The sequence below is a fragment of the Aurantiacibacter suaedae genome, assembly GCF_005434915.1.
Taxonomy (GTDB): domain Bacteria; phylum Pseudomonadota; class Alphaproteobacteria; order Sphingomonadales; family Sphingomonadaceae; genus Alteraurantiacibacter; species Alteraurantiacibacter suaedae.
The window spans coordinates 1,158,505-1,183,391 of sequence record NZ_SKCG01000001.1 but is presented as its reverse complement, the minus strand read 5'-3'; the positions used below and the strand labels follow the sequence as shown (position 1 = coordinate 1,183,391).

19 protein-coding genes and 2 pseudogenes are annotated in these 24,887 nt (G+C 62.0%); 8 read left to right on the top strand and 13 right to left on the bottom strand.

Annotated elements, in window-relative coordinates; all coding sequences use genetic code 11:
- Window positions 1–72 precede the first annotated feature (72 nt).
- From E0473_RS05580 to E0473_RS05540, 9 genes are all read right to left on the bottom strand, one after another.
- Window positions 73–1,800: a hypothetical protein gene (locus E0473_RS05580; RefSeq protein ID WP_137679818.1), complete on the bottom strand. Its 1,728-nt coding sequence runs from the start codon at window positions 1,798–1,800 to the stop codon at window positions 73–75.
- 33 nt (window positions 1,801–1,833) lie between these two features.
- Complete coding sequence (locus E0473_RS05575) at window positions 1,834–2,916, bottom strand: protein-glutamate methylesterase/protein-glutamine glutaminase (RefSeq protein WP_137679817.1); 1,083 nt, start codon at window positions 2,914–2,916, stop codon at window positions 1,834–1,836.
- A gap of 3 nt (window positions 2,917–2,919) precedes the next feature.
- Window positions 2,920–3,714 carry a CheR family methyltransferase gene (locus E0473_RS05570; protein ID WP_137679816.1) on the bottom strand — a complete coding sequence of 265 codons (795 nt, stop codon included), beginning with the start codon at window positions 3,712–3,714 and terminating at the stop codon, window positions 2,920–2,922.
- Window positions 3,715–3,839: 125 nt separating this feature from the next.
- Window positions 3,840–4,325: a chemotaxis protein CheW gene (locus E0473_RS05565; protein ID WP_137679815.1), complete on the bottom strand. Its 486-nt coding sequence runs from the start codon at window positions 4,323–4,325 to the stop codon at window positions 3,840–3,842.
- Window positions 4,322–6,022: a methyl-accepting chemotaxis protein gene (locus E0473_RS05560; RefSeq protein WP_137679814.1), complete on the bottom strand. Its 1,701-nt coding sequence runs from the start codon at window positions 6,020–6,022 to the stop codon at window positions 4,322–4,324. The genes E0473_RS05565 and E0473_RS05560 overlap by 4 nt, the downstream gene beginning before the upstream one ends.
- Before the next feature lie 85 nt (window positions 6,023–6,107).
- Window positions 6,108–6,629, bottom strand: coding sequence for a chemotaxis protein CheW (locus tag E0473_RS05555; RefSeq protein ID WP_137679813.1), 522 nt, complete (start codon window positions 6,627–6,629; stop codon window positions 6,108–6,110).
- On the bottom strand, window positions 6,616–8,592 hold the full coding sequence (locus E0473_RS05550; RefSeq protein ID WP_137679812.1) for a chemotaxis protein CheA: 1,977 nt from the start codon (window positions 8,590–8,592) through the stop codon (window positions 6,616–6,618). The genes E0473_RS05555 and E0473_RS05550 overlap by 14 nt, the downstream gene beginning before the upstream one ends.
- Window positions 8,589–8,957, bottom strand: a complete 369-nt coding sequence (locus E0473_RS05545; RefSeq protein ID WP_137679811.1) for a response regulator — start codon at window positions 8,955–8,957, stop codon at window positions 8,589–8,591. The genes E0473_RS05550 and E0473_RS05545 overlap by 4 nt, the downstream gene beginning before the upstream one ends.
- Entirely contained in the window at window positions 8,954–9,268 is a 315-nt protein-coding gene (locus tag E0473_RS05540; RefSeq protein ID WP_137679810.1) for an STAS domain-containing protein, read from the bottom strand. Before E0473_RS05540 ends, E0473_RS05545 begins: the two co-directional genes overlap by 4 nt.
- A gap of 614 nt (window positions 9,269–9,882) precedes the next feature.
- On the opposite strand from E0473_RS05540, the gene E0473_RS05535 reads away from it, so the two are divergent.
- The 7 genes from E0473_RS05535 to E0473_RS05505 all read left to right on the top strand — a co-directional run bounded on the left by E0473_RS05535 (window position 9,883) and on the right by E0473_RS05505 (window position 17,968).
- Entirely contained in the window at window positions 9,883–11,508 is a 1,626-nt protein-coding gene (locus tag E0473_RS05535; RefSeq protein ID WP_137679809.1) for an FMN-binding glutamate synthase family protein, read from the top strand.
- Between the two features lie 103 nt (window positions 11,509–11,611).
- On the top strand, window positions 11,612–13,327 hold the full coding sequence (locus E0473_RS05530; protein ID WP_137679808.1) for a thiamine pyrophosphate-dependent enzyme: 1,716 nt from the start codon (window positions 11,612–11,614) through the stop codon (window positions 13,325–13,327).
- 68 nt (window positions 13,328–13,395) lie between these two features.
- The gene (locus E0473_RS05525; protein ID WP_137679807.1) at window positions 13,396–13,824 is read left to right on the top strand and encodes a hypothetical protein; all 429 of its coding nucleotides are present in this window, start codon (window positions 13,396–13,398) and stop codon (window positions 13,822–13,824) included.
- Window positions 13,825–13,888: 64 nt separating this feature from the next.
- A complete protein-coding gene (locus tag E0473_RS05520) occupies window positions 13,889–14,878 on the top strand; it encodes a cytochrome ubiquinol oxidase subunit II family protein (RefSeq protein WP_161981523.1) in 990 nt (329 codons plus the stop codon).
- Window positions 14,875–16,980, top strand: a complete 2,106-nt coding sequence (locus E0473_RS05515; RefSeq protein ID WP_137679805.1) for a cbb3-type cytochrome c oxidase subunit I — start codon at window positions 14,875–14,877, stop codon at window positions 16,978–16,980. The genes E0473_RS05520 and E0473_RS05515 overlap by 4 nt, the downstream gene beginning before the upstream one ends.
- Window positions 16,977–17,603 (top strand): cytochrome c oxidase subunit 3, encoded by a 627-nt coding sequence (locus E0473_RS05510; RefSeq protein ID WP_137679804.1) that lies wholly within the window; start codon window positions 16,977–16,979, stop codon window positions 17,601–17,603. The genes E0473_RS05515 and E0473_RS05510 overlap by 4 nt, the downstream gene beginning before the upstream one ends.
- Window positions 17,600–17,968: a cytochrome o ubiquinol oxidase subunit IV gene (locus E0473_RS05505; protein ID WP_137679803.1), complete on the top strand. Its 369-nt coding sequence runs from the start codon at window positions 17,600–17,602 to the stop codon at window positions 17,966–17,968. The genes E0473_RS05510 and E0473_RS05505 overlap by 4 nt, the downstream gene beginning before the upstream one ends.
- A gap of 294 nt (window positions 17,969–18,262) precedes the next feature.
- Here E0473_RS05505 and E0473_RS05500 read toward each other — a convergent pair whose 3' ends face one another.
- Window positions 18,263–19,666 (bottom strand): methyl-accepting chemotaxis protein, encoded by a 1,404-nt coding sequence (locus E0473_RS05500; RefSeq protein ID WP_137679802.1) that lies wholly within the window; start codon window positions 19,664–19,666, stop codon window positions 18,263–18,265.
- Between the two features lie 428 nt (window positions 19,667–20,094).
- Here E0473_RS05500 and E0473_RS15810 point away from each other — a divergent pair.
- A pseudogene (locus E0473_RS15810) lies at window positions 20,095–20,213 on the top strand (alpha/beta hydrolase); the annotation flags it as partial.
- A 580-nt stretch (window positions 20,214–20,793) separates the two neighbouring features.
- On the opposite strand, the pseudogene E0473_RS15805 reads toward E0473_RS15810, so the two are convergent.
- The 3 genes and pseudogenes from E0473_RS15805 to E0473_RS05485 all read right to left on the bottom strand — a co-directional run.
- Window positions 20,794–21,621 (bottom strand): annotated as a pseudogene (locus tag E0473_RS15805) (PepSY domain-containing protein); the annotation flags it as partial.
- A gap of 10 nt (window positions 21,622–21,631) precedes the next feature.
- Entirely contained in the window at window positions 21,632–23,773 is a 2,142-nt protein-coding gene (locus E0473_RS05490) for a TonB-dependent receptor (protein WP_161981522.1), read from the bottom strand.
- A gap of 275 nt (window positions 23,774–24,048) precedes the next feature.
- A complete protein-coding gene (locus tag E0473_RS05485) occupies window positions 24,049–24,810 on the bottom strand; it encodes a siderophore-interacting protein (protein WP_137679799.1) in 762 nt (253 codons plus the stop codon).
- Window positions 24,811–24,887: the final 77 nt, after the last annotated feature.

The window sequence follows — 24,887 nt, the reverse complement described above, 5'->3', positions numbered from 1 at the left end:
CAACGAGGCGCCCACTCGACCGGCTGGGCCAACTGTTGCTCAGCCTATCAGCAAGAGATTGGGCCAGGCGATCTAAAACAGGCCGTCGTCAAACAGGCCATCGTCTTCGTCTGCGGCAGAGGCCGGCGCGGCGGCCTCCACCATGTCAGGCAGCAGAAAGCGGCCGTGAACTTCACGCTCTTTCGCCATTGTGTAAAGCTTGGCGATCTGTGGCAGCAGGCCTCTCAGCATGGTCGACGCGGCCTCGCTCGGCTCGCTCTCCTGGACCTCGGGAATCATCGCCTGCAGGGCCCTGCTGATGACCTTGATCGTCTTGCTCAGGCTCAGCTTATCGACCAGTTCCATGCTCGTGCGCTCCAGCATATCGACGACACGGCTCGCATCTTCACCGGCGGCATCGATGGCCTGCTCGGTCTTCATCGCGCCTGAGCGAACGCGGGCAAGCGCGTCGGCAAGCGCTTCGTTCACATCGACAGTCCGGTCCTCTGCACCGCCGCTGACATCGCTTACGACGTCACCGAGGATCACGACTTCCTTGCTGATTTCTTCGGTAGCCCCATCGAGGCTGTTGGATTGCGCCCAGATTTCCTTGGCGATAACCGAAACAGGCTTGCCCACCTCGTCAAGGCGTCGGCACCGCAAGTCGATATTGATCGCCATCTCGCGGACATCGAGCCTCACCTTGCGAACTTCGTCCAGCCGCTGTGTCAGCTCATCGACCGTTTGCGCAATCATCTCTGAGATTGCGCTCGTCTGCCGGTCGGTGTTGCCCAGCTGGTTAGTGACCGACTCGATTTCGGCGATCGACTGTTCGAGTTGCCGCAAGAACGAGCGTCCTTCGGCGGCAGCGCTGTCGCCGCGAAGGGTCAGCAGGCGGCGCGCGTCTGGTACGATCCCTTCAAGCGATTCTACCAGAAGCGCGGCCTGAACCGCGAACTCTTCGGCTGTTTCATCCAGCTGCGTGGCAAAGAGGCGCAGAATGTGCGCGCTCGCCCATGCCGCAGCCTCCGGATCGCTATCCCATTCTGCCTGGTGCGCGTGCAGGAGCTGGATGCCTCCCACCACGTTTTCGAGCCGTTGCCGAGTAATGTCGCCGATCTGCAAGGCACCCAGAGCCGTTGCCACCTTGAGCTGGATTGCCAAAGCAAGGTTCTTGGTCGCATTGGCGACATCGGTCACCGTCTGCTGATGCGAACGCAGTCCTTCGGCGTCCTTCGCCAGTCGTTCGGGTACGAGCGGAATGACCTTCGCGCACTCCAACAACAGCATCCGGTCCATCTTTTCCACGCCGGCAACGCTTTCGCACAAGCCGGATAGCCGGCTGTTGAAGGCTTTCACATTCTCTTCGCCGCCGGTGATGCGGGTGAACATGATGCCGACTGACTCGACGAATTCCGGTGCCCCCCAAGAAGCGATCTTCACGTTCATCCCGTAAATGCGCAGCGCCCTAAGGGTGGCGAGCACCTTGGTTATTTGCGAGTGCAGACGGTTCGAGGATTGCTGAACCACGACGAGGCCTTGGCCGCGCCCCTTGCACTGTTTTGGTAAGTCCGAAACACGCTGGGCAACGCCGATCAGTGTATCGACCGCGCTGGTTCCGGTTTCATCCTCCAGTGCAGTGCCGATGCCGGCGAGGGCAGCAACGATCTTGTCGATCGTTTCCACCGATACCGCGAGCGCCGTGCCCGCCTGCACGAAGCAGGCATCGAGCCCCGAGATAAGCTCGGCGAGATCGTCGCGCAGGGGCAATGTGGCGTCGTCGCCTCGGGTTTCGGCGGTGGCAATGTCTATGACAGTCATGGTGTTACCTGCATTGGAGCATGAGTAAGGGCACTAGCGCGATGCTGCATGAAGAAGCTCGCGCGCGATTGTGCCCAGGGGCACCACCTTGTCGGCAGCGCCGCGCGCTATTGCTTCTTTGGGCATTCCGAATACGATCGATGTCGCCTCGTCCTGAGCGATCGTTCTGGCGCCGGCTTCCTTCATTTCGAGAAGCCCGCGCGCGCCATCATCGCCCATGCCGGTCATGATGATTCCCACGGCATTGGATCCGGCATTTCGCGCGGCCGAGCGGAACAGCACGTCCACCGAGGGGCGGTGCCGTGAGACCAGCGGCCCCTCACGAACCGAAACGTGGTAGCGCGCGCCTTGTCGCTCGAGCATCGTATGGCGCAGGCCCCCCGGGGCGATCAGCACGTGCCCGCGCATGACGGTGTCGCCATGAGCGGCTTCCTTTACATCGACTGCGCAGCTCTTGTTGAGCCGATTGGCAAAGGCTCGGGTGAAGCTCTCCGGCATGTGTTGCACCACCACGATTCCCGGGGAATCGGCGGGTAGTGCTTCGAGAACCTGTCGCAGCGCTTCGGTCCCACCGGTCGATGCGCCGATACAAACCACCATTTCCGTGGTGCGGCTCATCGCCCGGCCCGAGGGGGGCGGCAACACCGCATCGGCCGTGAGTTTCTTCTCGGGTTCTGCCGAGCGCGTTCTCGCCGGCCGTCCGGAAACGCGTGCCTTGGCAGCGCCTTTCACGGTCTCGCGGATCATCATCCGGGCTTCCGCGAGATGATCGGCAACGCCCATGCGCGGTTTGAGAATGATGTCCACCGCGCCGGCCTCAAGAGCCTGAAGCAAGGTTTCCGACCCTTCCTCGACCAGCGATGAGCACATCACCACGGGTAGCGGGCATTGGCTCATCAGCTTGCGCAGGAAGGTCAGGCCATCCATGCGCGGCATCTCCACATCGAGGGTGATGACATCGGGCACTTGCTCGCGGATATAGCGCGCCGCCGAAATGGGGTCGGACGCGGCGCCGATTACCTCGATCTCGGCATCCTCCTTCAGGATCGCCGCCATGGTCATGCGCACGCTAGCCGAGTCATCGATAACGAGCACGCGGATCTTGCCAGCGGTCATCGCCTAGATCCGCTTGAAGACGGTGTTGCAGACCTGCTCGACAGGCAAGGTCATTCCGGCAATCGATTCCGAGTGGCCAAGCACCAGCCAACCGCCCACGCGCAGCTTGCCGCACAATTTCGACACGACCTGCTCCTGAGTTTGTTTATCGAAATATATCAGAACATTGCGGCAGAATATGATGTCCATCGGTTCGCCGACCGGATAGTTATCATCCATCAGGTTCAGCCGCGCATACCCAACAGCTGCACGAAGGCTCGGCACGATACGGACATCGCTGCTGGTCTTTTCCAGTGGCTGCATCACATACCGTGCGCGCAGGCGCTCGGGAACGGGCTGTATTAGTTCGGCGGGATAGATGCCGCGCCGAGCAATCTCGAGAACTTGCGTGTCGAGGTCGGTCGCTAGGATGCCGTAATCCGGCCCGTGATGTTTGTCGGCAAAATCGTCGAGCAGCATGGCCAGCGTATAAGGCTCCGCCCCGGTAGAACAGGCGGCGCTCCATACGCGAATGCGCCTTGATGCCTTTGCTTTGAGTTCTGGCAGGATCGTCTGCGTCAGATAATCGAAGTGGCGTGGTTCGCGGAAGAAATCGGTCTTGTTGGTGGTGACCGCGTTGATCAGGTGGACGTTTTCGTCCCGCCCGAATTTCGCATCGAACAGGAACTCGCAATAGGTGTTCAGATCGGCAACGCCCGTCGCTCGGACCCGGCGGCGCAAGCGCCCCTCGAGCATCGTAAGCTTGTTGTGCGGCATCTTGATGCCGGTTTCCGATTGGATGAAGGTGGCCAGCCGCATAAAATTGCGAGGGCTGATGCAATCCTCCTGTTGCGGCGCCTTCAAAGCGGCGTGCGGCACGTCTTTTCTCCTGATGGTATCGGAAGCTTGGCGGCGGCTGGACAGGTCCAGCCGTTCGCCGTGCTTCAGGCCGCTTTTGACGCCGAAACTGCGAGCAGTTCGGCTTCTTCCCCGGTAAATATGCGGGCGATGTCGACGATGACGACGAAGCCGTCCTCCTCGCGCACCACACCCTCGATGTAGTCGGAACGCCAGCTGACGCCGATATCAGGAGCATCTTCGATCCGGCCCGCTTCATAGATGTTCACGCCCAGTACCCGGTCGATCACGAGACCGAGCGACAGCGTTCCATTCTGCAGGGGAATATCGAGGATGATGATCCGCGTCGCCAGGGTAGTCTCGACGCTCGGGAGGCCGAGGCGCCGGCGCAAATCCACCGTCGGCACCCCTTGACCACGGACCTCGGTAAGCCCGACAAAATAGTCCGGTCCATTGGGGAGGTTGAACGGCTCCCGATAGTCCAGAATTTCCCGTACTAGGCTGACCGGGACAGCGAAGACCTCCTTCCCGAGAGCAAAGGTCACCGCCTGGACGTTCTCGCCCGTGGTCATGCGGCCCGTCCGAAGTGGGCATCGTCCTCGTCCGGACCGCCACTCGTCAGGTCAAGCGCGAAGCCATTGGCGCGAGACTGCTGGTCGGCCACCGAGTTCGCCTTGAAAGACGGTTTGCGTATGGCAGTCTTTGCAGGCTTGCGCGGTGCCGACTTGGTTGCGGGTGCCGGCTTGGCAGCCGTCGGACCGTGTCCCTCTTCCTCGATCTTGAAATAGGCGATCGAGCTCTGGAGTTGTTCAGCCTGGCCGGCCAGTTCTTCCGAAGTGGTCGAGATCTGCTCGGAAGCACTCGCGTTCTGCTGGGTGACCTTGTCGAGCTGCTGGATCGCTTCGTTGATCTGGGCCGAGCCGATATCCTGTTCACGGCAAGCGGCGCTGATTTCCGCGACAAGCTCTGCCGTGCGACGGATGTCGGGCACAAGCTTGGTCAGCATTTCGCCCGCCTCGGTGGCTGCTGTGACCGTGTCGGTCGAAACGGCGCTGATCTCAGCGGCGGCCGACTGGCTGCGTTCTGCCAGCTTGCGCACTTCCGACGCGACGACGGCAAAGCCGCGACCATGTTCCCCGGCACGCGCCGCTTCGACGGCGGCGTTGAGCGCGAGGAGGTCGGTCTGACGGGCGATTTCCTGAACGATATCGATCTTCTCGGCGATGGTGCGCATGGCGACCACGGCCTTGTCGACAGCAACGCCGCTCTGCTCGGCAGCGGTCGAGGACTGCTGCGCGATCTTTTCCGTCTGAGCCGCATTTTCGGCGTTCTGACGGATGTTTGCGGCCATCTCTTCCATTGATGCCGAGGCTTGTTCAGCAGCCGAGGCCTGCTCGGTGGCGCCCTGCGAGAGCTGCTCCGAGCTGGCGGAGAGTTCCTGGCTGCCCGAAGCCACATTGTCGGAAGCGCGGCTGGTCTTGCCGATAACGTCTTGCAACCGTCCGACCATCATCGCCACGGCAGCCAGCAGGCTTTCACGGTCACCCTGCTTCGTTTCCACTTCGACCATCAGGTTGCCGGCGGCGATTTCACGCATGATTTCACGTGCATAGTTGGGTTCACCGCCGAGCTGCTTGAGCACGCTGCGGGTTACCAGCACGGCTGCGCCGATGCCGACGACCAGCGCCACGACAATGATGCCGATGAACAACATGCGAGCGCTCGAATAGATGGCATCGCCCTCGGCGCTGGCCTGACGGCCCCCATCCACGTTGAGTTCCACCAGCTCCATCATGGTGGCCGACAAGGAATCATACAACGGCAGCGATTGGTTCAAGGCTTTTGCGGCTGCTTCATTCTGATTCTGTCGCGACAATGCCAGCATGTTTTCATGCATACCCATGTACTGATCGAACTGACGGGATAACTCGTCATAGAGCGAGCGCTCTTCATCCGTAGAGATGAGCGCCTCATATTTTTTCCGGCTATCGGCCAACTTCGCCATAATATCGCCGATCGCCTTTTCCGCACTTCTCATGTCTTCCGGGGTAGTCGACACAACGTGGCGGAACTCCTTTACCCGAAGGTCCGATGTGGCCGTATTGATCTTGTGAACAGCATCGATACTGGGCATCCAGTTCTCGGATATCACGGTGGATTGCTCGTTGACCGAACTCATCTGGGTGATGCCTATCACCCCGAGAATGCCAGTTAACAGCAAGATGGCGGAAAATGCTGCGGCCAATTTGGCCTTCAAAGTCATTTGCATGACGTAATTCCTAAGATGAGCAATAGATTGCTATTTTTGAGAAAATGACGGTTTAATTTTTCAAAGTTATTTAAATTATACGCGGTCAGTTCAGTGTCTTATCGAGCAAAACGCTCTCGAAAATCGTCTTGAGATCCGGCACTATGGTCACACCTGTTGGCCGCCGGGCCAGGCAGCGCACATATTCGCGCTTCCACCGCATCCCGACCATCGGCGGTTCCTCGCACTCCGAGCGAGCGAAAGTCGTGACCTCGAGCACGCGATCCGCCCACAGGCCCAGCATCGTCACCTCGCCATCGAGAACGAGCTCGATCACGACGATGCGGCTGTCGACAGTTCGCTCCGTTCGCTCCATCCCGAAGGCCAGTCTGAGATCTGCAACGGGAATGATCTTGCCGCGAAAATTGACTATCCGGTCCACCAGCGGCTGCGCGCCCGGCACGATTGTATCAACGAGGACATCGAGTATTTCGAAGACACGGATCGCTTCGATCGCGAGCACCTCTCCGGAGAGCTCGAAGGTCAGCACTTCAAGTTCGTCCCGCTCGCTCCAGCTGATGCCGTGCGCTTCGTGCGCGTCGACATCGAGGACTTCAGCCGGCTGCATAGATTTTCTCCTCGCTGTCGACGCCTTGCCCCATGGCCACCAGCTGTCCGACGTCGAGGATCAGGGCGACATTGCCATCGCCAAGGATCGTCGCGCCCGAGAAGGTCGCAATGCTGCTGTGAAAGGCCGAGAGGGACTTGATGACGGTCTGGTGGTTGCCGATGATCTGATCGACGACGAGGCCGACACGCTCGTTGCCGATGGCCACGATCACGATCTTCTGATGCGTATCGGGCTTGGTCCCGGTCGCGAACATTTCGCGCAGGCGCAGGAACGGGACCAGCCGATCGCGCAGGTTGATGAGGCTGCGACCGCGCGAGCGCAGATCCTCTTCGAGCGAAAGTTCGATGCATTCCTCGACCGCCGCCAGCGGAATGACATAGCATCCGTTGCCGACCCGCACGAGCAAGCCCTGGATGATCGCAAGTGTTAGCGGGATGCGCAGGGTGATGGTCGAGCCTTCACCCTCGGTGCTGGCAACGTCGATCGATCCGCGCAGGCTTTCGATCGTGCGCTTCACCACATCCATGCCGACCCCGCGGCCAGACAGGTTCGTCACCTGCGCCGCCGTGGAAAATCCCGGGTGGAAGATGAGGCTGAGCAGTTCGTTCTCGGCCAGCACCTGGCCCGGCTGGATCAGTCCGTTGGCTTCCGCTTTCGCCCGCACGCGCTCGCGGTTGATGCCCTTGCCATCGTCGCAGATGGTGATGAGCACTTCGCCGCTTGACTGTTGGGCGGAGAGGTGAACCGTGCCGGTTTCCGGCTTGCCGGCCGCGGCGCGTTCCTCCGCCGTTTCCAGCCCGTGATCGCAGCTGTTGCGGATGATGTGGACGAGAGGATCGAACAGTCGTTCGATCACCGTCTTGTCGACTTCGGTGCTTTCCCCTTCGGTAACCAGCGCGATCTGCTTGCCGGTGTCGTTCGCGAGGTCGTGGACCAGACGGCGGAAACGGTTGAACAGCGAGGCGACGGGCACCATCCGCACGACCATCATCGTATCGCGCAGCTCGCTTGCCAGCCGTTCGATCTCTTCGGAAACCGAGCGCAGCACCAGATCGTCACCGCCATGGGCCAGCTGGGACAAGCGGCTCTGCGCGATCACGAGTTCGCCGACACGGTCCATCAGTTCGTCCAGCCGCTCGGCCGGAACGCGGATGCTCTCTCCGCCCCTTGCGGCGGTAACGGCAGCAGCCTTGGCCGGTTCGTCGGTCTTCGGGCTGTCGGCAACCGTAGTGTCAGCTATTTCCGTAGAGGCGGCGCTGTCCTCTTGCGCGGCGGCTGCATCGTCCAGCGCCGCAATTTCGAACGTCATATCGTCCATGACGAATATGAACACGTCCTCGATATCTTCGCGGCTGATGTCGCCCACCAGCGTCACGTCCCAGCCGATATGGCATTCGGTGGGAACAAGATCGCCGAGCGGCGGGACCTCGTCGGTGCGGGCAACGATATGCGCCTCGCCGAGCTCGCGCAGCTCGTCGAGCAGTGTAAGGGGATTGGTGCCATTGGCCATCGCATCGGCGGGAAGCCGGAAGAACAGGCGCCAACCGCGCGGGGCGGAGACCGGCTCTGCCACCGGTATTTCGGCGCCCGATGCATTCTCCAGCGCCAGCTGAAGGCGGGCCAGTATCGCATCGCCCTCGGCTGCGGGGGCATCTCCTTCGACCAGCGCGCGCATATGGTCCTGGGCCGAGAGGATGACGGACACCAAATCAGCGGTGGCCGGTACCTGGCCTTTGCGGACGCGGTCAAAGGCGGTTTCGCAATGATGCGTGAAGGCGGCAAGCGCATCGAAGCCGAACATGGCCCCCGAACCCTTGAGCGTATGCAGGCCGCGAAAAACCGCGTTGATCAGGTCCATATCGGCAAGGCTATGGCCAAGGTCGAGCAGGCCCTGTTCGACCTGATCGAGCAGCTCGCCAGCCTCGATACGAAAGGCTGCGGCTGGATCTTCGCCGCTCACCGTCCGAGCACCTTCTGCGCAACCTTCACCAGTTGTTCGGGTACGAAGGGTTTGACCAGCCAACCGGTCGCGCCAGCGGCCTTGGCTTGCGATTTCATTTCACCATCGGATTCGGTGGTCAGAAAGATGATCGGAACGCCCGCCTGTTCGGGTTGCTTGCGCAACTCACGGATCATGGCCAGCCCATCCATGTTGGGCATGTTCAGGTCGGTCACGATCATGTCGAACTTGGAGGCACCGGCCTTGGCCAGCCCTTCGACCCCGTCGCCGGCCTCCTGCACCGAATACCCCGCGCCGGTGAGAGCGATGCGGATAGCCATACGAATGCTGGGGGAATCATCAACGGTGAGAATGGAAGCGGTCATTTAGGGTCTTCTCCGTGGAACCAGAAATCGACATCCGCGGGGGAGAGGTCGGTGGTGAATCCCGCCCGATCGAGCACGCTCCGCAGCGTGCCGCGAGCGGGGTGAGACAAGGTAAGGGTCTTGCCCATGTCGAAAGCATGGGTGCGGGCTGCTGAAATCACCTGGAGAGCTGCGAGGTCCAGCTCTTCGCACTCGCTCAGATCGAGTTCTAGCGAGCCAGAGTCCGCAATTTCAGCCAGTATTTGGTTAGCAAAAGAGAAAACCGTACGAACGGTAAGGGTACTAGGCGCCCCGAGCGATTTGACAGCCATCTGATACACTCTTGTTGAGGTGTCATCAGAATGGCGTTCGGTGGTTATTTTAGAATGTACACTAACCTATCAAGGTATAGTTAGGCTTCTATCGGAGTTTAGTCAGCTAGGCGCTGATCTGCGCGGATTGCATAGTGTGGCAGAGAAGCCGTGGAACGACGGGCTGCCAGTATTTGGCTCTTCATAAGAAGCTCGAAAAGAGCGCTGAGGGGCCGGATTACTGCGGTTTTTGGAAGATGGCGAAGACGAAATCGCCGAGAGCCTTGTCACCGCTAGAAGAGGTAGGCCTTTCGCTGCGGTGATCCTTAAGAAGTTATGCAAGTGCACTAGCGGCTTCTACACCTGCATAACGGCATGCGCAGAAAGCTGCCTGGGCAGCCGCGAGGCCCATCGTCCTCTGGGATGTTCTCCTTACGCATCTAACGGCGATCGACAGTCAACGGCGCCAAGGCCATGGGCTGGCAAGACCGGATCGGTGCGATAGCGCCCGGCTTCTAGGCTTGTCGGGCGCGATAAAGGAAACTTAGGGGGGCGGCGGATCGCGTTTCCCTTTCCATCGTTTGGCTCGGCATCGGATAGACCTAGTGCGGGCAAAGGCGAAAAGGGGTGCAGGCATGATCTTACGCGGGCTGTTTTCAGACAAGGGTCTGGAAAGAAATCTTGGGCTCTGGCTGCCGCTGGCCCTTGTGGCTGCCTTCATCCTTGCCGGGCAGTGGCTATCCAGCGGGTTCTTCTGGGGGCTCGCCGTTGCGATCCCTCTGTTGCTGATTTCGCTATGGGATCTGGCGCAGTCTTCCCATTCGCTGCGGCGCAACTATCCGCTCTCCGCCCGTTTCCGCTGGCTGTTCGAGGATCTGCGCCCGTTCCTGCGCGCGTATATCGTCGAAGGTCCGCTGGAAGGCCGCCCGTTTGACCGTGTTGCCCGCTCGCTGGTCTATGCGCGGGCCAAGAAGCAGAAAGACGCGCATCCCTTCGGCACCGAGCTCGACGTATATTCCGAGGAATACGAGGCGCTGTGCCACTCTATTAATCCGAACGCCAACGCGCCCAAGCGCACGCGGGTGACCGTGGGTACGGACCAATGCAGCAAACCCTACGATGCCGCCCGGCTGAATATCAGCGCGATGAGCTTCGGCGCGCTGGGCAGCCATGCAATTGAGGCGCTCAATCTGGGTGCGAAGATCGGCGATTTCTATCACGATACGGGGGAAGGCGGGCTGTCGCCATACCACCTCAAGCACGGCGGCGATATCGTGTGGGAGATCGGCTCCGGCTATTTCGGCGCGCGAGACGGTGATGGCAAATTCGACCCGGAAAGTTTCCGTGACAAGGCCCAGCACGATCAGGTCAAGATGACCGAAATCAAGCTGAGCCAGGGCGCCAAGCCGGGCCATGGCGGACTGCTCCCTGCCGCCAAGGTGACCGACGAGATCGCCAAGACCCGCCAGGTCCCCGCGAACGAGGATTGTCTGTCGCCGCCGGGCCACTCGGCTTTTTCGACACCGCGCGAGATGCTGGAATTTGCCGCCAGGATGCGCGATCTCTCGGGCGGCAAGCCGGTAGGCATCAAGCTGTGTGTCGGCATGCCGCACGAAGTTTTCGCGATCTGCAAGGCCATGCTCGACAGCGGCATCACGCTGGATTTCATCGTGGTCGATGGCGGCGGGGGCGGCACCGGTGCTGCTCCGCTCGAGCTGTCCGACCATGTCGGCTTGCCGCTGCGCATCGGGCTTTATTACGTTAACAACGCGCTGGTTGGCACCGGACTGAAGGACAAGATCAGGCTCGCGGCATCGGAGAAGGTCTTTTCCGGTTCCGCCATCGCGATGAACGCGGCGCTGGGCGCGAACTGGTGCAACGCGGCGCGTGCATTCATGTTCTCGCTGGGCTGCGTGCAATCGCTGCGCTGTCACACCGGCACTTGCCCCACCGGCGTCGCCACCAGCTCGCCTGCGCGCCAACGCGGCCTTGTCATCCCGGAAAAGGCGCAGCGGGTGGCGAACTTCCAGTCCAAGACGCTCGATAGCCTGCACGATATCGTGGTTGCCTGCGGCCTCGAAACGCCCGACGATTTCACTCCGCGCCACCTGCGGCAGTGGAAGAACAATGCCGAAATGATTCCATGGTCGCAGATCGTGCACGAGGTGGAGCCGGGCAAGCTGCTGCACGAACCTGACGATACCGCCTTCGCCGAATACTGGCGGATGGCCGATCCCGACACGTTCAAGCCGCGGGCATGATGGGCCCGGCCTGGTGTGTGCGTGCTTGTCTGCCAACAGTAAGTGTTAGCGGCATGACGCCACGGGGGGATGGACCGATGCACTCGAGCAAGGAAGAAAAATTATGACGAAGACCGTTTCCGAAATCGTTGTCGATGCCTTGCAAAAGGCCGGGGCCCGGCGCGTTTACGGGATACCGGGCGATACCATCAATCACCTGACCAGCGCCGTGGCCAAGAGCGATCTGCGCTGGGTGGGTGTGCGCCACGAGGAGGCGGGGGCTTTTGCCGCAGGCGGCGAGGCTTACATGACCGGAGAGCTGACGGTCTGCGCCGGAACTTGCGGGCCGGGCTCGCTGCACTTCGTGAACGGTATCTACGAAAGCCATCGCAACGGCGCGCCGGTTGTGCTGATCGCATCCGACGTGGCGCGCACGGAAAGCGGCTTCAACTTCCCGCAAGAGGTCGATCAGAAGAAGGTTTACGAGCAGCATTCGCATTTCTGCGAATATATTTCGCATCCTTCGCAGGCGCGCCGGATCGTGACCAAGGCCGCGCAGGCCGCGCTCGCCAAGCGGGGCGTGGCGGTGGTGATCGTGAACGGCGACATGTTTACCGAGAAGGATGACGATGCGATGGACTGGAAGGTCTATCGCCCGCAGCCGCTCTCCCGACCCAACGATGCCGAGATGGCGGAGCTGGCCGCAATGGTCGATGCGGCGGGCAAGGTCACGGTCTATGCCGGAATCGGTGCCCGCGATGCGCGCGAGGAAATCATCGCCTTTTGCGACAAGGTGAAGGCCCCGATGGTCCATACGACACGGGCAAAGGAGTTTCTGGAGCCGCACAATCGATTCAATGTCGGGGTCAACGGCATTCTCGGCAATAAGGCCGGCGTGGAAGCGCTGGAGGATGCCGATCTCGTCATCTCGCTGGGCTGCGACTTTGCCTACACCCAGTACTATCCCGAGGCCAAAAAGATCGTGCACATCGATATCGACCCGACCCATCTCGGGCGGCGTTCGGCGATCAACCTCGGCCTTGTCGGCGATGCCAAGACGACGCTGGCCGCACTGCTGCCGCTGGTGGGCGAGAAGTCGGACACGGCCCATCTCGATGCGCAGCGCAAGCAGTGGCAGGAAGACCTGGAGGGATTTGGCAAAGAGGGCGAGGAGAGCGATCCCTCGCTGATCCACCCGCAATTCGTGGCCAACATGCTCGACGAGAAAGCGGACGACGATGCCATCTTCGTGTCCGACGTTGGCACGGCGATGGTGTGGATGCTGCGGCACCTGAAGGCGAATGGAAAACGCAAGTTTCTCAACAGCCTGCTGCATGGAACCATGGCAAGCGCGATGCCGCAGGCGATGGGGGCCAAGCTTGCCTATCCCGATTGGCAGGTGATCGCGATGTGCGGCGATGGCGGGCTGACCATGCTGATGGGCGAGCTGCTGACGCTGGTGCAGGAGAAAATCCCCCTCAAGCTCGTGGTCTTCCACAACGACACGCTCGGCTTTGTGGAAATGGAGCAGCGCGTCGAAGGGCTGGTCGACCACTTCACCACCCTCCACAATCCCGATTTCGCCAAGCTGGCCGAGGCTTGTGGGATCGCGGGCTGGCACGTCGACCATGCCGACGGGCTGGAAGCGTCAATGGATGCTTGGCTGCGGCACGAGGGGCCGGCCCTGCTCGATGTGCGCGTCAACCAGATGGAGCTGGTCATGCCGCCCAAGGTTGAGGTTTCGCAAGTTGCCTCGACGGCGCTGTTCGGGGTGAAAGCGGTGCTCGATGGCCGTACCAAGGAAGTGGTGAACCTGCTGCGGAACAATTTCTTGCGCTGAAGCCTTCGTCAACTAACCTGCCGCGGCATTGATAACTGGCGGTCGTTTACATTTGGAGTTATAGAAAAATGCGCAAAATCAGTATCATGCTCCTCGCTCTTCCGCTCGTTATCGCTGTCTCCGCCTGCGGCGACCCCGAAGCGCGGGAAGAGGCGCAGGTCGAAGCCGCCACGCTCGAACAGCCCGGCTTCGAAGATACGGCTGTCACCACCGACGAGGCGCTTTCGGAAGCGACGACGCTGGCCGGTCACCTCGCCGCAGGGGGAATGGGCTCTGCCGAGGCGGCTGTCGTGCTGGAAGACCTCGACCGTCTGGTGATGGCGAATATCGTGGAGTTTCCGGAGGATATCCGCACCTCGCTGACCGAAGATATCCAGTCAGCGCGAGATGCGCTCGGCAGCAATGACATGCCGGCGCTGCAGGAGGTGGGCACGCGGATGCAGGATACGCTTCTGAATGCTCAAGATCAGGAAGCCGTGCCCGCTTACGCAGGCTAGGCGTTGCGCGCTTCCTAAGACATCATGACGGGGGAGCGCCGTTGCATGGCGCGCTCTTGCGGCCTTGCTGAAAGTTCGGGAAGATCGGGTGGGGAAAGGCATTTCACAGGCGGCAAAACTGGGCGCGGGCTGTCTGCTTACGGCCTTTCTTGGCGATCCTGCCTTCGCAGCCGATGCGTTGCAGCAGAGCTTCCTGCAACCGATGGGCCTGGTGGCGCAGGAACAGTCGGCCCATCTCTTGCGGGTCGTTGCGGTCACCATGGTGGTCATCCTGCCGGTTCTGATCGGCGTGCCCCTGATCCTGTGGCGTTATCGCTATTCCCGGCCGCGCGGCGATTATACACCCGAATGGGAGTTCTCGAAGAGGCTCGAATGGGCATTGTGGGGCGTGCCTGTGATGGTGGTTGCGGTGCTCGCCGGATGGTTATGGTATTCCACCGCCAAGCTTGACCCTTATAAACCTCTGGGGCCGGACCCGCTGCGGGTGCAGGCCGTTGGCCTCGATTGGAAGTGGCTGTTCATCTATCCCGATCAAGGCATGGCCACGGTGGGGGAAATGGCGGTGCCGGTAGGGCGGCCGGTGCAGCTGACCCTGACCACCGACACCGTGATGCAGAGCCTGCTGATCGCGCCGCTCAGCGGACAGATCTATGCGATGCCCGGTATGACGACGAAGCTGAACTTCGCAGCCACCCGCCCCGGCATGGCGGAGGGCGAAAATACCCAGTTCAACGGCCGCGGGTTCGGGCGGCAGAAGTTCACTGTCCGCGCCATGCCAGCAGCCGATTTCGCACGCTGGGCCAAGGCTGGCCGCAGCACGATCACATTGGACGAGGCGGCCTATGCGAAGCTGCGCAGGCGCTCGGTCCTTGTCGATGCGCGGCGTGACCTCGGGCTGGAAGCAAGCTCCGAACCGATTGTCATGACCGTTGGCCAGCCCGACATGTTCCGCCAGATCGTGGCGAAGTACCACGAGAACGAGCGAGCGGGGGCGGCGCAGGGCTGGGGCGGCACCAACAATCCCGATAGCGACACCGGCGGAGAAGGCCGATGAGCGCATCGACCAGCCCGATTGTCGGCAAGCTCGACTGGACCGTTACCCCCTATACCGACCTGCTGCACCAGGTGAACAGCAGCACCATCGTCGGCGCTGGCGCGGCCAGCGTGCTGGTGCTTGGCGCGGTTGCAGGGGGCGCGGTGCTGACCTGGATGCGGTGGTGGGGGCCGCTTTACCGCAACTGGCTTACCTCGGCGGATGCCAAGAAGATCGGCATCATGTATATCGCGCTTGCGCTCGTGATGCTGGCGCGCGGCATCATCGAGGGCTTCGTGATGCGCGCCCATCAGGCAACCGCGCTCGGCACGCTGACCGAGCCTGAAAGCGGCCTGGTCGCGCCCGACCACTTTGCCCAGCTGTTCAGCACCCACGGCACGATCATGATCTTTTTCGTCGCCATGCCGCTGCTTATCGGCCTGATCAATTTTGTTCTGCCGCAGCAGCTTGGTGCGCGCGACATGGCCTTTCCGGTGCTCAATCAGGTGAGCCTCGGGCTGACGGCGGCAGGCGCGGGGCTGGTGATGATCTCGCTGCTGATCGGCAAGTTCGGTACCGGCGGCTGGACCATGTACCCGCCCTATACCGGCATCCAGTACAGCCCCGGCGAGGGGGTGGATTACTGGCTCTGGGCGATCCTGATATCGGGCATGGGATCGACGCTGACCGGCATGAATTTCGCCGTCACCATCTTCAAGAGCCGCGCGCCGGGCATGAATTTCATGCGTATGCCGCTGTTCTGCTGGACCAGCCTGTGCGTGGCCATCATGCTGATCTACGCCATGCCCGCGCTCACCGTGTCAAGCGCGATGCTGGCGCTTGATCGCTATGCCGGTTTCCACTTCTTCACCAACGAAGCGGGCGGCAACATGATGAACTATGCCAACATCTTCTGGATGTTCGGCCACCCCGAGGTTTACATCCTGATCCTGCCCGCCTTCGGGGTGTTTTCGGAAATCAGCTCCACCTTTTCAGGCAAGAAGCTCTATGGCTACACCTCGCTGGTGATCGCCAGCATGAGCATCGCGGTGATCAGCTTCACCGTGTGGCTGCACCACTTCTTCACCATGGGGCAAAGCGCGGGGGTGAATATCGCCTTCGGCATTGCGACGATGATTATCGGCATTCCGACCGGCGTGAAAATCTACGACTGGATGGCGACCTTGTGGCGCGGCCGCGTGCGGATCACCGCGCCGATCGTCTACCTGACGGGCTTCTTCCTGCTGTTCGTGATCGGCGGGCTTTCGGGGATCATCCTCGCCAATCCGTCGATCGACTATCAGGTCCACAACTCGACCTTCCTGGTGGCGCACTTCCATAATGTGATCATCCCCGGCGTGCTTTACGGGATGCTGGCGGGCATCCACTACTGGTTCCCCAAGGCCTTCGGCTTTCGCCTTGATGAGCGCTGGGGGCGGCGCACGGCGCTGCTGTTCGTGGGTGGTTTCGTGTTCACCTTCATGCCGCTTTATGTGCTTGGCCTGATGGGGATGCCGCGCCGCTCTCCCACTTTTCAAAATCCCGATTTCCTGCCCTGGATGTATGTCGCCTCGTTCGGCGCGGTGCTGATGCTGGGCGCGCTGGCGAGCCTCGTGTGGACGTTCTGGACAAGCTACCGCAATCGCGCGGCGCTGGCCGTGCCGGGCGGCGATCCATGGAATGGCGCAACGCTCGAATGGTCGACCCCCGCGCCGGTGCCCAAGTGGACCTTTGCCCGCATACCCGAGGTCAAGGCGCGTGACGACTGGGGCGAGACCAAGCGGGCGGGCGATCCGTGGAAGGCCCCCGAAGGCTATGACGATATCGAGATGCCCGCCGATACGCCGCATGGTTTGCTGATAGCGGGTGCCGCTTTCGCGCTGGGCTTCGCGATGGTCTGGCACATCTGGTGGCTCGCGGCGCTGGGCTTCCTCGCCATTCCCGCACTGCTGGCATGGCGCGGGATGAAGGTGATCGAACCGCGCATCATCCCCGCGGCGGAAGTGGAGGAGGCGGATCGGCGCTTCCGGGCAACCGTTGCCAGCCTCGCCCCCGCCACGCGCGCGGACGAGGAGAGCGAGCGTAATCGCGGCCGGCCGGATCTGGCGGAGTTCGCAGGATGAGCGACAACAGTCTCTATCCCGGCCTGAACCTCGGCGAGACGCATAGCGCCGCGCACGATCAGGCCGAAACCACGGTGTTCGGGTTCTGGGTATTCGTGATGAGCGATCTCATCATCTTCGGCATCCTGTTCGCCTGCTATGCCTCCTATCTCGACCCGGTCGGACTGGCCGGAGGGCCGGGGCCTGCGGACCTGTTCGACATCACCAGCGTGGCCATCCAGACCGCGTTGCTGCTGCTGGGCGGAGTAGCCTATGGCGGGGTGTCGCTGGTGGTGAAGTACGAACACGGGCACCGCAGGCTGATCGCCTGGCTGCTGGTCTGCGCGGCGCTTGGCGCGGGCTTTCTGTTTTTCGAGGTGAGAGACTTCATCGAGCAGGCGGGCAAGGGCGGGGTGCCGCAGGCAAGCGGCTGGCTCAGTTCCTACTGGACGCTGGTGGGCCTGCACGGGATCCATGTCTTTTCCGGTATCGTGTGGATCATGGCCATGGTCGCTCAAATCGCAGTGCGCGGGATCGACGATGTGGTGAAAGTGCGATTGTCCATGCTGGGCGTGTTCTGGCATTTCCTTGACCTGATCTGGGTCGCGATCTTCTCCTTCGTGTTCTTGGTGCCGCTGTCATGACCAAAAGCAACACGGGAATGGTGGACCCGCAGGAAAGTGCGGCAAAGGAACTGAAGACCTACGCTCTCGGCTTTGCGGCCAGCGTGCTGCTGACCGGGGTAGCTTTTGCCGCCGCGATCTCGGACCTTCCGGCGGTGTGGAAGGTCGGGATCATTTGCCTTGCGGCGCTGTTGCAGATCGTCGCGCATTTGCGCAATTTTCTGCACCTCAGCTTTTCCGGCGGGCAGTCGCGCGAAGATCTGTTGCTGGTGCTGTTTTCGGTCACCCTGCTGGCCATCATGGCGGGCGGTACCTGGTACATCATGGCAGACCTCGGCGGACGGATGCACGAGAAAGGTATGATGCCGCACGAGGCATCGCCCTAGCCGGAGCCTCGTGCGTTCAGGCGCTCCGGCTAGGGCGAGCAATTGGTGCGCTCAATCCTTTGCAGTGGCATTCTGTTGAGCCAAGCGCCCGTCGCGTCAAAGGCGCGATAGGTGAAATCGGGCCCGTCAACGTCGATCACCCGATAGGCCTGTGTCCGTTCTGCCGTCTTGCGCGCCCATGCGCGCGGCGCTCGGTCGTAGCCCGAGGCGATCACAAGCTAGCCAGCCATGGCTGGGGCGTGCAGGGCTGGGTTGTCGCCCCATAGTAGCCCGCTCCCCGAATTACCGTCGAGCTTAGAACTCGGACCAGTCTTCCGACGGCTCGACCATCTTGAGGGCGGCGTTGCCGTGGCTCATGGGGGCGCTTGCCACCTTGCTTGGCGATTTGGTGGCAGCCGGCTCGATACGCCGGGTCGCGAGCGTGTTGCCGGTCTCGAATTTGCTCACAACCTTGGACAGCTCGCTGGCCTCATCTGCGAGCGAACGGGCGGCTGCGGTCGATTCCTCGACCATGGCGGCATTCTGCTGAGTGACGCGGTCCATGTCACCCACCGAACCGTTGACCTGTTGCAGGCTGGTTGCCTGGGACTGGGCGCGCGCGCTGATTTCGCCGATCACGGTGTTGATCTCGCCAATTCCGGTAACGATCTTGCCAAGCAGGGTGCCGGTTTCGCCAACCAGCGACACGCCCGAGCTGACCTGTTCGCTGCTTTCGTTGATAAGAGCGGAGATGTCCTTCGCCGCATCGGCGCTGCGCTGAGCGAGCGCGCGCACTTCCGTAGCGACCACGGCGAAGCCTTTGCCCGCATCGCCGGCACGGGCGGCTTCGACGCCGGCGTTGAGCGCCAGGAGATTGGTCTGGAAGGCAATCGCATCGATGACGCCGATAATCTGGCTGATCTTTTCCGACGACTGCTCGATTGCCGACATTGCTTCGATAGCCCGTTCAACCACCGCGCCACCTTCGTTCGCTTCGCGATGCGTGCCAGCGATGGTCTGCTGCGCTTCGCTTGCCGCAACAGCGGTGCTGTTCACGCCCTGCGTCACCTGATTCATTGCCGCAGAGGTTTCTTCCAGACTGGCCGCTTGTTGTTCGTTGCGCTGCGAAAGGTCATCCGATGCGGTGTGAATTTCCTGCGCGCCGGTCAGCACAGAATTGGCGCTCTGGCTGACGGCACCGATTGCCGCGGAAAGCGAATCCACGGCACGGTTGAAGTCGCGGCGAAGCTCCTCGTAAGCGCCGGGGAACTCCTTCTGGATCTGGCAGGTCAGCTTGTTGTCGGCGAGCGACTTGAGCGCGGTGCTCAGCGATTCGACAACGATCTTCTGCGATTCCCGGCTGTTCTGGACTTCCACGGCATTGTCGCGGAAAGTGGACATCGCCTTCGTCATGCGGCCGACACAATCCTTGTATTCGATACAGCGGATCTCGCTGTCGGTATCCCCGGCGGCAAGCGCTTCCATACGAACCACCGTGTTGACGTAAGGCGTGCAGACCCTGTTAGAGGCGGCCACGATCGTGGCGAAGGTAAAGGCAAGCGAGACGGCGGCGATCGCAATTGCGGCATATCCAGGCACATATCCGGCTGCGAGCAGCAGCACCGCCACCAAGCTCGCTGCGGACAGGCCCGTCAACACTATTTGAAGCGTCTGGAACTTAGTCCGGATCGGCGCATCTTTTTCAAACCAATCGAGCATTTCTCACCCCGAATTTCCCATGCTGGCGCAAAACTGCGCCAGAATGCAATGAAGCTGTTGGGAGCTTTATAGCGGTCAATTGAAGCGTGAGCGGTGTAAGCGACCTAAGCGCAAACACTTAATTCGAGGGGGGTAGCCCCACCCCTATCCGCCCACAAACGGACGTTTTGTCAAATCAACAAAATCTGCAAGCAACTGAAAAATATAGAGAAAGCAGTATAGCCTAAGTTTGGTGTTAAGCTTGATGGTTACTGCCCGGCAACCCTGAGCGAGATCGTGCCTCACTTTCGGTGGCTCTTTCCACTCGTGAGGCGCATTTTTTTGCGGCGCTAGAGGGACAGGGTCTGTTCAGAAATTGGTTGACTGGCGGTCGTTACAGCCGCGCAGCCAGGGCAACTGCTTGTTCAAGCCCGCGGAGGTGTAAGCGCGTGGCTCTCTATTCCCCTTCAAGAACTAGATCTGGAACCTCAGCGTCGCCATCGCGATGGAGAGCGGTCGGCGCATTGGCGAGATCGTCGACATGTGCCAGGCGAGCGCCGCAGCCGCACCCAGCCGACATAGACTGCCGTCACCGAGCTGATCAGCCCGGCGATGGACATCAGCCAGATCACCATGTCGCGGGCGGGGCTAGCGCTGAGCAGCAGGTTCAGGTCCCAGCGGTGGAGCAGGTCGAACAGCCAGCGATAGACGCGCCGCCGCGTGTCTGACTGGCCGACCAGTTCTCCAGTAACGGGGTCGAGGTGAACCCAGGTTTGGGCCGGATCGGTAAAGCGGACGCGCAGCACCGGCAGCGGCACCTCGCCCTTGACCGAGTACCAATAGGCATCGGGCCGGGTGAGTGTGGTGACATCGGCGCTTCGCGCTTCAGGCACCAGCTTGGCAGCCGCTGCGAGGATGGCCGTGCGAGGGACTGCGAAGGCCTCGCCCGTGCGCGGATCGCGTGCGGGGGCCTCGCTGCCGGGCCGGTATAGGCGAACCAGCGGCTGGCCCACGGCTGAGCTGAACTGCACCCGGCGCGCGTCGGGGGCGAGGCGCTGCATCAGCGCAAGATCGGGCGCGGGCAGGGCGGGGGCGCCCAGGTAGTCGCGCCGGGCCTCCTGCGCGATGCCCTCGCTGGCGAACAGGCGGAACGGATCGACCGAAAGCCAGCCCGAGAAGATCCACAGGATCAGGAACACGCTGCCCACCAGCCCCGAAACATGGTGCCATTTCATCCAGCCGCGATAGGGCGTCATCCGTCCGCCCTTGAACCGGCGCTTGCCGGCGCGCAGCCGCATCAGGCCGATCCAGATGCCGGTAAGCCCGACCACGATACAAGGGCCGGAGACCCACATCACCACCTGTCGCCACAAAGGCTGATCCTCGCGCAGCGCGCGCGGGTAAAGCCAGTGCGGGACCGAGCCGAGCCAGTTCCAGAACCGCTCGTTCCTGTCGGTATCGAGCACCACCTCGCCGCTGGTCGAGGACACATAAAGCACCCGTCCGGCATCGCCTGCCAGTTCGGCCTTCCACAGCGGGCGATGGCTGTCGAAGCCGCCGGATACGCTCCACTGGTCGTTGTAGATGCGGCGGATTGCCTGCACCTGTGCGCCGCCGAAGTCTATCGCGATCCGCAAGGCCTCTTCGCGCCCGACCGGCCCGGGGGAGGCACCGCTATCGGCCCAGACCGAGTAGCTTTCGCCCTCCCACGGCGCGACCCGCCAGATCGGCCTCCCGTCACGCATCTCCAGCGTGACTTCGCGCAGGCCCATGCCCTGCTCGAACGGTCCATGCTCCACCTGCTCCCAGGCGATGGGCGCGAGGCCTGCCAGCTCCTCCTCCTCGTCAAGCGAGGGGAAGGGCACGTAAAGCATCACCAGCCCCGAGACGAACCACAGGACGAACAGCAGGCAGGTGGCGATCCCGATCCAGCGATGGGTCAGGTACAGCCAGCGCTTGGTCGCGTGCCAGCTCACGGCCTGCGGATCAGAACCCGGCGCGCAGGGTCACGTCGACCGAGCGCGGACGGCCAAGAATCCATTGCTCGGGGCCGTAGGTGCTCCAGGCATAGTCCTCATCGAAGGCGTTGAGCAGCCGCAGGTCGAGCGCGACATTGTCGCTGAAGGCATAGGACGCGCCGAAATCGACCACCGTGTAAGACGGGATTTTTACCGTGTTGGCATTATCGCCCCAGCGGCTGCCGACATAGCGCAGGTTCGCGCGCGCCGAGATCGCCGCGCCGTCGCTCCAGCGCAGTTCGACGTTGGCCGCTTCCTCAGGTATGTCTGACGGGGTATTCCCCTCGTTGCCGCCAAACTCGTCGAAGTTCGCATCGAGCACGGTGCCGTTGGCCGAAAAGCCGAAGCCTGCCGGTAGCGCGACATCGATGGTCGCCTCGATCCCCTGCGAGGAGCGCTGGCCGACCTGCTCGATCGGGCCATTGGTGACCTCTTGCGTGAACAGGTTTTTCTTCACCAGACGATAGCCCGCCAGTGTGAAGCTGCCCTTGCCGCCCATGAACAGGCCTTTCACGCCCGCTTCGTACTGGTAGCCATCGGCAAAGCTCAGTTCGAACTGGCTGGCTTTGTCCGAATAGGTCGTCAGCGTGCCGAGCGGATCGACCGCGGTCGCATACTGGGCGTAGAGCGACACATTCTCGACCGGTTGATAGACCGCGCCCACCCGCCAGGTGGTGGCGGTGAAGGTCTTGTGCGCATCCGCGCCGCCGTTCAGCGCGGGCGTATCGCCGGTGATCCGCCCATCGGTATAGTCCCAGTTCCAGCGCCCGACCTTGTTCTCCTCGTGCCGGATCGCGCCGATCAGCGCAATCTGGTCGGTCAGCGCCAGCCGGTCCTCGGCATAGATCGCCCAGGTGAAGGTATCGGTGTGATAGCGCGGCAGCAGGCCGACCGTATCGAGGAACCGCCCCGGGGCGAATCCGATGCGCGGCACTTCGTCCTGCTGCGGCAGGGACCCGAACTGGTGCGAGTAGTTCAGCTTGAAGTAGTTGACGTCGTAGCCGACCAGCACATCGTTGCTCATGCCGCCGCCGAACTCGCTCGACAGGGTCACGTTGCCCTGACTGCCGTACTGGTCGACATCGTGGGCGATGCCATAGTTGTCGGCGCGTGCGATCAGGCCGTTGCCTGCGTCGGCATAGCTTTCGAGGTTGCGCCACTTGCGGTTGCTGGTGATGTAGTAGGCGGTGTTGGTGACGCTCACCGCGTCACTCACCTGCCAGTCGAGTTTCAGCGCGGTGCGGTTGTCGCGATAGTGCATCTTGGCATCGCCAACATTGTAGTTCTCCTCGCGGATCGACGTATCCAGCCTGCCGTCGATCAGCGGCGTGCCGAAATATTTCATCGGGTTGGCATCGCCGAAGTCATTGCGCAGGGTGAGCGAGAAAGTGTCACTGGGCGCAAATTCGAGCGCGGTGGACAGGGCAAGGTTATCGCTCTCGCCGCGGTCGACGTAGCCATTGGACTGGCGGTAGCTGGCGTCCACACGGAAGGCGAACATGTCGCCCAGCGGGCCGCCTGTGCCCGCCGCCATGTGCCATGTTTCCTGCGAGCCGTAGCCTGCCTCGGCCTGCAGTTCGAAGCGCTCGCGATTGGGCGATTTGGGGATCACGTTGACCACGCCGCCAAGCGCCCCCTGTCCGAACAGCAGAGAGGCCGGGCCGCTCAGCACGTCGATCCGCTCGACGTTCCAGGGATCGGAGGGGAAGGTGATCGAACCGTTGTTCGGGTAAAGCCGCACGCCATCGTAAAGCTGCAACACCGAGCCTTGGCCGCTGAACCCGCGCACCGCGAAGGTGAGCCCGCCATTGCCGGGATTGCCCGCATTGGTGACGCCCGCCGCGCGCGACACAGCATCGACGATGCCCGCATCGCCGCGCGCGCGAATGTCGTCTCCGCTCACCACGTTGACCGTGGCCGGTGTTTCGAGGATCGACAGGCCAAGGCGGCTGCCCGTGGGGCTTTCCTCGCTGAGAACGGGGATGCGCGCGCCGGTGACGATGATGTCCTTCTCGGCGGCATTGCCATCCTGTGCCGCCACGGGGGCGGCGAGGGCGACGCCAAGTGTCAGCATGGAAAGGCCGCTTGTCCAGCGGGTTATGGCGCGCATTCCAGTGTTCCTCATGATCTGACTGTTCTGGGGCAAGAGGTCAGGCCGCGAGGCCGCAACTCCGACGCGATCCCTTGGCGTGGGCGAGCCGAGAGCGGCAGGTTAATTACGGTCACAACTGGGGAGCGTAACGTTACAGCGTGGTGTGACACGTGATGTCGAACAAGCTTAGATATGTTATCACATATCATAATGAGGCTATCGCTTATGACAGGCTACCCCATGTTGCAACCACTTTTGTGGTGCGCCCGGCGGCTGGAGGACGCCGCTGGCGACTACTGCCCTTGCGCGTCTTCGCGTTTGGCGATCTTGTGAGCGTCCTCGTTCAGGCCCGACTTCCAGTAGGACGAAATATAGAGGCTGTCCGGTCCAAGCCCACGCTGATCGCGCAGCAGGCTGCGCAGCGCCTTCATCCCCGAGAATTCGCAGGCCGCCCAGGCATAGACCGCGCCTTGCGGCCATTCGCGAGCCGCCAGCGCCTCTGCCAGCCCCTGCGGCTGAAGGCCCGGTTGCGGCGCCACCAGATAGTCCAGCGTGACGCCTGCTGGGCGGGGCAGGTCCAGCTTGTCGTCCTCGCTCATCACTTCGATCACCGCATGGCCGCGCGCATCGGCAGGCAGCGCGGCCAGATTGACCGTAATGGCGGGCAGGGAGGTCATGTCTCCGGCAAGCAGATAGGCATCGTGTCCTGCGGGAAGCGGCTTTGCCGGCCCGGGGCCGCCAACCTCAATGGTTTCGCCGGGCTCAACCGACAGCGCCCATTCGGTCGCCGGGCCGGCATGGCCGCTGGCCGTTTCGGCGTGAAGCGCAAAGTCGATGTCGAGCGCGTCCGCACGCTGGGCGCGGATCGTGTAGGTGCGCACGGCGATCTTGCCGTCGGGTAGCGGCAGCCGCAGCTTGACGTAGCCGCCTTGCTGCTCAGCCGGAAAGTCGGCGAGGCCTGGACCGCCTAGCGTGATGCGGCGCATGTTGGGGCTGACTTGCGCGGTGGAGAGGACGGTGAGGACACGCGGGGCGGGCCGGTTTGCTGTAGCCATAACGTCTATCTAGGTATCTTGGTCGGCCCGGTGCAAGGCTCCGCTATGCATAAACCAAACGCAAAGCGATGTTGTAA